Below are 7,504 nucleotides of genomic sequence, written 5' to 3' on the forward strand. Positions count from 1 at the left end.
CGATGGGCGGCCCGCCGGAACTCCATGCCAGCCTTGTCTGACGGCATGATGCGTAGGCGCCGTTATCGGCCGGAAGAGGAGGGTTCATGGCGACCCGATGGAATCTGACGATCGACTGCACGCAGCCGGCGAAGCTGGCGAGGTTCTGGGCGCTCGCGCTGGGTTATGCGGAAAAGCCGCCGCCGGCGGGTTTCGGGAGTTGGGAGGAATGGTTCACCCATCACGACGTCCCGGAAGAGGAGTGGGATGAGGGCGCCTACCTGTCCGACCCCGACGGGGTGGGTCCCGATCTGTCCTTCCTGCAGGTGCCGGAGTCGAAGGTCGTGAAGAACCGGCTGCACCTCGATGTCCAGGTCGGTGGAGGCCGCAGCACGCCCTGGGAGGTCCGGTGGCCGCGCGTGGTCGCGGCGGTCGAGCGGTTGACCGCCGCCGGTGCGACCGTGATCCGCCAGGACGACCTGCAGGGAAGGCCTGATCACGTGGTGATGGCCGACCCGGAGGGCAACGAGTTCTGCCTGGTCTGACACGACCGGAGTTCTGTCATGTGTGCATGGGCGCCCGGTCCGTCTCCAGGAGTGGCAGCCGGAGGACGAAGCGGGCGCCTTGCGACGAGTCCTCGATGCCCAGGGTGCCGTGGTGGGCGCTGACGATGCCGCGGCAGATGGCCAGGCCGAGGCCGCTGCCTCCCGGGTCGCGCCGGCGGCCGTCGTCCAGGCGGACGAACGGCTCGAAGACCCGCTCCCGATCCTTGGGCGCGATGCCCGCCCCGTCGTCGACGACGTTCACCACGGCGTGCCCGCCCGCGCGGACCGCGGTCACCTCCACGCGCGTCTCGGCGTGCCGGCACGCGTTCACCAGGAGGTTGTTCATCACGCCGATGAGCTGGATCCGGTTGCCGAGGACCATCAGGTCATCGGTGGCGTACGCGCGCACCGGCGCGCCGCCGGCCTGGCCGGCGGCCTCCTCGGCCACCAGGGCGCCGAGGTCGATCGGCACGTGCGGCGCCGGGACGACGGTGCGGAGCCGGGCGAGGACCAGGATGTCATTGATGATCGCGTGCATGCGCTTCGTGGTCGACAGCGCCGCGGCGACGGTCTCCCGCAGATCCACCTCGTCGGGGTAGAGCACGGCCTCCTCGAGCCGCGTGTACAGGCCGGAGACCGGGGATCGGAGTTCGTGGGAGACGACGGACGCGAACTGGCGCTGCTGGTTCACCGCCTCCTCCAGCCGGGCGAGGGTCCGGTTGGTGGTGCGGGCCAACTGGGCGATCTCGTCGCGGCCGGGAGGCTGAGGGAGACGCAGGCTCAGGTCGCCCACCGTGATCTCGGCCGTTCTGGCACGGATCTCCGCCACCGGCCGCAGGGTGCGGCCGACCACCCACCAGGCCACCCACGCCGCGAAGGCGGACATCAGGGTGATGCCGAGACCGGTGAGCCACTCCAGGCGGTGTCCCGAGAGGATCGGCGGCTGGACCATCCCCGCGTACACGAAGTGAGGCTCACCCGACCAGAGCACGGTCGTCTCCAGAGGCGGGACCCGGACGACGGTGAACACGACGCACCGGGCGGGGGTGCACGCGGTTCCGTGCTGGATCCGATCCTCCTCCGGAGGGAGGAGCCTGCTCATCGGCACATCACCCGCGGCCTTGCTGGCCGCCAGCACCCGGCTGTGGGAGTCGGTGAACTGGAGGAGGTCGACGCGGGTCGTCGTGACCGGTTGAGGCGCGCTGTAGGGCTCCCAGTCGATCCAGGTGGTGGCGAGGCGCTGGGAGTCGGCGTAGATGCCGTCCTGGATCCTGGTCCGGATCGCGAAGTCCAGGCCGATGCCGATCGCGGTGAAGACGATCACGGACAGGAGCGCGGTCACCAGCGTGAAGCGCGCCCGGATCGAGTATGGGCGTAGCTGCACCGGCATCCCTTCCTCCCCGGGCGTCTCCTCCTTTGAAACGTCATCCACATATGTCCTTTTCAGACCTTACGTGAGGCTCGTCCGCCGCATCTGGCCTGGGACTCCAAATCTTGGAATGGCCACCCCCCGTTACTCCTGATGCCGGCCGGGTACGCACCGCCCGAGAGGCCCGACCGAGAAGCCCGGTCCGCGAGATCGAGGGCCGCCTGCCGGGAGGTCCGTGAATGGGCTCGTTGTGGCACGCGCTGGCGCTCGCCGGAGCCATGGGTTGGGAGATCCTCTGGGCGTTGATCCTCGGGTTCGTCCTGTCGGCGGTCGTCCAGGCCGTGGTCCGCCGTCAGGCCATCACGGCCCTGCTGGGCGACGACTCGCCGGGGGCGCTCGCGGCCGCGAGCGGGCTGGGGGTGGCCTCCTCGTCGTGCTCCTACGCGGCGGTGGCGCTCGCGCGGTCGCTGTTCCGCAAGGGGGCGAGCTTCACCGCCGCCATGGCCTTCGAGATCGCCTCGACCAACCTCGTTCTCGAACTGGGCATTCTGCTGGCGTTGTTGCTCGGGTGGCAGTTCACGCTGGCGGAGTTCGTCGGCGGCCCGATCATGATCGTGCTCATCGCGGTGCTCTACCGGATCCTCTTGCGCCGGCGCCTGGTCGCCGACGCGCTCCGGCAGTCGGAAAAGGGGCTGGCCGGGTCGATGGAGGGGCACGCCGCGATGGACATGTCGGTGGCGGGCGGAGGTTCGTTCCTGCGACGGCTCACCTCGGCGAAGGGCCGCACCGCGATCTCGCACATCTTCGTCATGGAATGGGCCGCGATCTGGCGCGACATCGCCATCGGACTGCTGATCACCGGCGCCCTCGCGGCGTGGGTCCCCATGGAGTTCTGGAAGAACTTCTTCCTCACCGGCGATCCGCTCCTGGCGGTGCTGTGGGGCCCCCTCGTCGGGCCGCTGGTCGCCGTCGTCAGCTTCGTGTGCTCGATCGGCAACGTGCCGCTCGCGGCGGTGTTGTGGAACGGGGGGATCAGCTTCGGGGGAGTGGTCGCGTTCATCTTCGCCGACCTGATCATCCTGCCGATCCTCAACATCTACCGGAAGTACTACGGCCTGCGGATGGCCGCCTTCATCGCCGGCACCTTCTACCTGACGATGGTCATCGCCGGATATCTCGTCGAACTGATCTTCTGGGCGCTGGGCCTGACGCCGCGGGAGCGGGCGGCCCGGGTCGTCGAGGCCCAGGTGGCGTGGAACTACACGACCTGGCTCAACATCTGCTTCCTCGTCCTGGCGGCGGTGCTGGTCATCCGCTTCTTCCGTACGGGCGGCATGTCGATGTTGCGCATGATGGGCGGCCGTCCGGCGGTCGATGCGAGCGAGCACCCGGGCGCATCAAGTACATAATGTCCTGATATAAGTTCCTTATGGACTTTTCCTGCGACAGTGCGCGGGACCTGCCCGCAATGGAGATCACGGCGGCACTGGAACGGCTGGCGCGCCTGTTCCTGCGGCTGGCCCCGCGCGGCGAACTGTCGCTCACCGCGGTGTCGGTGTTGTCCCTTCTCGACCGGTCGGGTCCCCGGCGGCTGACCGATCTGGCGACCGGCGAAGGCGTCACCCAGCCCGCCATGACCCAGCTCGTCTCCCGGCTGCAGGAGGCCGGTCTCGCCGAACGCGCGGGTGACCCGGAGGACGGGCGCGTCGTGCTGGTGCACGTCACCGACGCCGGGCGGGCGGCGCTGGCCGAGCGCAGGGCGGCCCGCGCCGCCCTGCTCTCCGGACTCCTGTCCCAGCTCGCCGAGGCGGAACTGGACGGCCTGGTCGCCGCGCTGCCGGCCATCGACAGCCTGACGAGCCTGATGCCCGACGAGCGCCCGGCGACCGTCCGGTCCTCCTGAACCCCACCCCGTTGATTTGGAGCATGTCGATGAGTGGTCATCCCACGGCCGCGAGCCCGTTCAAGCAGCCGAAGGCGGTCTTCGCGGTCGCCTTCGCGTGCGTGGTCTCCTTCATGGGGATCGGGCTGGTGGACCCGATCCTGCCCGCGATCTCGAGCGAGCTGGACGCCACTCCCAGCCAGGTCACGCTGCTGTTCACCAGCTATCTGGTGGTGACGGCCGTCGCGATGCTGATCACCGGCTGGGTGTCCAGCCGCGTCGGCGCCAAGCGGACCCTGCTGGCGGGCCTCGCCCTCATCGTCGTCTTCAGCGCGCTGGCCGGCGCCTCACCCGGCATCGGGGCGATCGTCGGATTCCGCGCGGGATGGGGTGTCGGCAACGCGCTGTTCATCGCCACGTCCCTCGCCGTGATCATCGCCTCGGCGAGCGGCGGATTCATCGGGGCGATCATCCTGTACGAGGCCGCGCTCGGGGTGGGCATCGCCGTGGGACCGTTGCTCGGCGGCCTCCTGGGGAACATCAGCTGGCGCGGGCCGTTCTTCGGGGTCGCGTTCCTGATGGCCATCGCCATGATCTCCACCGCGGTTCTGGTGCGGCCGACGCCGGTGCCCCAGCGCAAGACCGGCCTGGGCGAACCGCTGCGGGCGTTGCGGCATCGCGGCCTGCTGACGATGTCGCTCACCGCCCTGTGCTACAACTGGGCGTTCTTCACCGTCCTCGGTTATGCGCCGTTCCCGATGGGGCTCGACGCCATCCAGCTCGGCTTCGTCTTCACCGGCTGGGGCGTCCTGGTCGCCGTCTTCGCCGTCTTCGGGGCGCCCCGCCTGCAGAGCCGCTTCGGCATCGCCCGAACGCTGTACGCCAACCTCGCCCTGTTCGCCGTCACCGTGCTGGTGATCGCGATCTGGACCACGCACCCGCCCGTGCTCATCACGGCCGTCATCGTGGCGGGCGTCTTCATCGGTGTGAACAACACGGTCACCACGCAGGCCGTGATGACCGTCTCACCGGTCGAGCGGCCGATCGCCTCCGCGGCGTACGGGTTCGTCCGGTTCATCGGCGGCGGGCTCGCCCCTTTCGCCGCAGGCAAGCTGGTGGAGCACACCAACGTGCACGTGCCGTTCTACATCGCCGCCGGGGCTCTGGTCCTCGGGATCCTGATCCTGTCCACCGCCCGCGAACATCTCCGGCACTCCGAGCGTGTCCAGGCGGCGGGAGGCGAGGAGCCCGCGGACGCCGCTCCGTCCCGCCTTCCCGCCTGACCTGGTACGGGCCGGCCGGTACGGCCTCGCCGTACGGGATCGGGGCCGTGGCGGCCGGGAACGAGGAAGGATTCTCGACCTGTTCGGCACGAACAGCCGTACCGTCAGGACATCTCCCCGGAAGAATTTCCGGAGAGATGTCCTGGAGAGCCCGCGCCTCTTCGTCCCCAGTGTGAGACCGGGGCACGGACCCGGTCCGCCCACGAAAGGACGGCCGTCATGCCGCTGTACGCAGCCCTGCTCTACACGCCCGATCTCGACTGGTCCGCCCCCGAGCAGGCCGATGACATGAAGCAGTACCGGGCCTTCCACGACGAGGCCGGCGACCACATCAGAGGGGGCAACGCGCTGCGGCCCACCAGCACCGCCACCGTGGTGCGGGTGGTCGGCGCCCGCGGCGGGGAGGTCGTCGTCAGCGACGGCCCCTACGCCGAGACCAAGGAAGTGCTCAGCGGCTTCTACCTGCTGGAATGCGCCGACCTCGACGAGGCGATCACGGTCGCCGCGAAGATTCCGTCCGCCTGGCAGGGGGCGGTGGAGGTCCGTCCCGTGCTTCCGCTGGACGGTGAGTGACCCCACCACGCCGGGCCCGATGACGGAGGCCCCGCCACTCGGCGGGCCGGCGCCGCGGGAGGGCGGATCCCCCTCGGCCGAGGCCCGGCTCGCCGAGACCGTGCGGATCGAGGGCGCGCGCATCCTGGCGACCCTCGTCCGCACGGTCGGAGCCCTGGAACTCGCGGAGGACGCCGTGCAGGAGGCGACGATCGCCGCCCTGCGCGACTGGCCGGTCTCCGGCGTGCCGGACAACCCGCGCGCCTGGCTGACGGTCGCCTCCCGGCGCAAGGCCGTGGACATCATCCGCAGGGAGGGGCTGCGCGCAGGCAAGGAGCGTGAGGGGACGGAGCTCGTGGATCTCAACGCACCCGAGCCGGCGGAAGGCGCGGTCCACGACGACCAACTCCGGCTGATCTTCACCTGCTGCCACCCCGCGCTCGCCCTGGAGGCCCGGGTCGCGCTCGCCCTGCGGACGCTGTGCGGGTTGTCGGTCGAGGAGACGGCGGCGGCGCTGCTGACCAGCGAGGCCGCCATGGCGAAGCGGCTCACGCGGACGCGGCAGAAGATAGCCCAGGCGTCGATCCCGTACCGGGTGCCCTCGGCCGCCGAACTGCCGGGACGGCTGGCCGCTGTGTGCGCGGTGCTCCACAGCCTCTACACCAGCGGCCATACCAGGCTGTCGGGTGAGCGGCTGATGGACGTGGACGTCTGCGCGGAGGCGATCCGGCTGGCCCGCCTGCTGGCGCGGTTGCTGCCCGGCGCGCCGGAACCCGCCGCGCTCCTCGCGCTCCTGCTCCTCACCGAGGCACGTCGTCCTGCCCGGATGAACGCCGCGGGCGAGGTGGTGCTGCTCGCCGACCAGGACCGGACGCTCTGGGACACCGCCAAGATCGCCGAAGGTCTGGCGTTGCTGGAGATGTCCCTGGAACGTACGGCCGGCGTGGCCGACCTCTACCAGTTGCAGGCCGCGTTGGCGGCCCAGCACGCCGTGGCGGCGACCTCCGCGGACACGGACTGGGCCGAGATGGTCCGGCTGTACGACCTGCTCCTGTCGGTCCAGCCCGCCAACGGCGCCGCGGCGCTCGGCCGGGCCGTCGCGGTGGCCGAGGCCGAAGGGCCCGCCGCCGGCCTGGCCGCGCTCGATCTGCTGACCGAACGCGACCAACGCCGGCAGGCCGTACGTGCGGAACTGCTCGGCCGCCTGGGCCGGTTCGACGAGGCGATAGCCGCGATGCGGCTGTCGCTGGACGCGGCCCTGCCCGATCCGGAGCGCGAGCACCGTGTACGGCGCATCGCCCGCTGGTCGTCCGGCAGGGTGTGACGCCGGCTACCAGTAGCACGTGGGGGTGGTCGCGTCCGCGGGCAGGCCGCAGAACGTGGTGAGCGGGGACGTGATCCTCGTCCAGGTGAACCCGGGGACGGTGGTGCCCGCGATGTGCCCCACCTGGTAGGTCGACTCGACCATGAATCCGTCCGCGTCGTCGATTCCGACGTCCTTGCTGCTCTTCCCGCTGGGCAGCCAGTAGGTCCGGCACGGGAAGCCGCCCGCGTTGTAGGTGACGCAACGCTCAGGCCCCTCGCCGAAGACGGCGGCCTTCACGGTGAAGGTCCTGGGCAGTTTGTTCCTCACCTCGCCGCAGGATCCGTAGGCGCAGGTCCGCGCTTGCGCGGGCCCGGTTCCGAATCCGGGAAGCAGGATCAGGGCGAGGGCGAACGTCGCCGTCGCCCGCAAGGAGGCGTTCATCGGGGGGCCTTCCTGAGGGGGACCGGTTCCCCGGCAGGGCGGGACGAGATCCCTCCGGGTCGGCGACGACGGTAACGCGCTGTGAGCGTTTTGCCAGGCGATTACGGAGAGTGCTGGAGGCTCCAGGCTCCGAACCCCGATCGCGGG

The 7,504-nt window shown here is 70.4% G+C and carries 8 protein-coding genes; 6 read left to right on the forward strand and 2 right to left on the reverse strand.

Annotated elements, in window-relative coordinates:
• Window positions 1-86 precede the first annotated feature (86 nt).
• A complete protein-coding gene (locus tag Psi02_RS37220) occupies window positions 87-524 on the forward strand; it encodes a VOC family protein (protein ID WP_203980629.1) in 438 nt (145 codons plus the stop codon).
• Window positions 525-540: 16 nt separating this feature from the next.
• Here Psi02_RS37220 and Psi02_RS37225 read toward each other — a convergent pair whose 3' ends face one another.
• Complete coding sequence (locus Psi02_RS37225) at window positions 541-1,908, reverse strand: HAMP domain-containing sensor histidine kinase (protein WP_203980630.1); 1,368 nt, start codon at window positions 1,906-1,908, stop codon at window positions 541-543.
• Between the two features lie 224 nt (window positions 1,909-2,132).
• Between Psi02_RS37225 and Psi02_RS37230 the strand changes: the two genes are divergently transcribed.
• From Psi02_RS37230 to Psi02_RS37250, 5 genes are all read left to right on the forward strand, one after another.
• On the forward strand, window positions 2,133-3,302 hold the full coding sequence (locus Psi02_RS37230) for a permease (protein ID WP_203980631.1): 1,170 nt from the start codon (window positions 2,133-2,135) through the stop codon (window positions 3,300-3,302).
• 20 nt (window positions 3,303-3,322) lie between these two features.
• Window positions 3,323-3,796 (forward strand): MarR family winged helix-turn-helix transcriptional regulator, encoded by a 474-nt coding sequence (locus Psi02_RS37235; protein ID WP_239095483.1) that lies wholly within the window; start codon window positions 3,323-3,325, stop codon window positions 3,794-3,796.
• Between the two features lie 29 nt (window positions 3,797-3,825).
• Window positions 3,826-5,058, forward strand: a complete 1,233-nt coding sequence (locus Psi02_RS37240; RefSeq protein ID WP_239095484.1) for an MFS transporter — start codon at window positions 3,826-3,828, stop codon at window positions 5,056-5,058.
• A 219-nt stretch (window positions 5,059-5,277) separates the two neighbouring features.
• Window positions 5,278-5,631, forward strand: a complete 354-nt coding sequence (locus tag Psi02_RS37245; protein ID WP_239095485.1) for a YciI family protein — start codon at window positions 5,278-5,280, stop codon at window positions 5,629-5,631.
• A 19-nt stretch (window positions 5,632-5,650) separates the two neighbouring features.
• On the forward strand, window positions 5,651-6,934 hold the full coding sequence (locus tag Psi02_RS37250) for an RNA polymerase sigma factor (protein ID WP_203980633.1): 1,284 nt from the start codon (window positions 5,651-5,653) through the stop codon (window positions 6,932-6,934).
• Between the two features lie 6 nt (window positions 6,935-6,940).
• Here the strand turns inward: Psi02_RS37250 and Psi02_RS37255 are convergent, their stop codons facing one another.
• Complete coding sequence (locus tag Psi02_RS37255; protein WP_203980634.1) at window positions 6,941-7,357, reverse strand: hypothetical protein; 417 nt, start codon at window positions 7,355-7,357, stop codon at window positions 6,941-6,943.
• Window positions 7,358-7,504: the final 147 nt, after the last annotated feature.

The sequence above is a fragment of the Planotetraspora silvatica genome (assembly GCF_016863315.1).
Classification (GTDB): domain Bacteria; phylum Actinomycetota; class Actinomycetes; order Streptosporangiales; family Streptosporangiaceae; genus Planotetraspora; species Planotetraspora silvatica.